Origin of the sequence: Nocardia pseudovaccinii NBRC 100343, assembly GCF_001613225.1 — a bacterium.
Classification (GTDB): Bacteria; Actinomycetota; Actinomycetes; order Mycobacteriales; family Mycobacteriaceae; genus Nocardia; species Nocardia pseudovaccinii.
This window is the reverse complement of sequence record NZ_BDBY01000084.1, coordinates 1-833: the sequence shown is the minus strand read 5'-3', so window position 1 is coordinate 833 and position 833 is coordinate 1. Positions and strand designations below refer to the sequence as shown.

The 833-nt window shown below is 61.9% G+C and carries 1 protein-coding gene; it reads right to left on the bottom strand.

The window, feature by feature from the left end; genetic code table 11:
- A partial coding sequence (locus NP3_RS09545; RefSeq protein ID WP_157124224.1) for a molybdopterin-dependent oxidoreductase occupies positions 1-770 on the bottom strand: 770 nt, incomplete at its 3' end.
- Positions 771-833 lie beyond the last annotated feature (63 nt).

Below are 833 nucleotides of genomic sequence, written 5' to 3'. Positions count from 1 at the left end.
GCGACATCCACGCGGATATCGGTCAGACCTTGTTCGAACAATGTGTGCACGATTCCGAACAGCAGATAAGCATCGCTACCCGGCCTGATGAACAGATGCTCATCGGCCAGCTTCGCGGTCCGCGTTTCCCGCGGATCGACCACGACGAATTTCCCGCCGCGCTTGCGCAATGCCTTCAACCTGCCCGGGAAATCCGGTGCGGTGCATAGCGATCCGTTCGACTCCAGCGGATTCGCGCCCAGCATCAGCAGATAATCGGTGCGATCCAGATCCGGAACCGGCACGGTGAGCGGATCACCGAACATCAGCCCGCTCGCCACCTGCTTGGGCATTTGATCGGCGGTACTCGCCGAATACAGATTCTTGGTGCCGAGCGCCCGGATCAGCACCGGCACATACAGCGCCCCCGCCACGGTATGTGCGTTCGGATTGCCGAGATACAGCGCCGCCGACTGATTTCCGTGCTCGGCCACGATCGCCGGGAAGCGTGCGGCGATGAGCTCGAATGCCTCGGTCCAGGATGCGGTGCGCCAGGTATCGGTGGCCCGGTCCCGGATCATCGGTTCGGTCAGCCGGTCCGGATCTTCGTCGAGATGCCCGAAGCTGGCCCCCTTGGGGCAGATGAACCCCTTGCTGAACGGATCCTGTCGATCCCCGCGAACCGAGGTCACATGGTCGTTCGAATCGAGTGTGATCTCGAGTCCGCAGACCGCCTCGCACAGCGGGCAGGTCCGCAAAAGCGTCCGGGAGTCATCAGTGAGCTGGGCCATAGCCCCCATCATCGCGCGCGATGGATCTAAGTGAAACAAGAACCGTCGATATGCGTGCGTGAA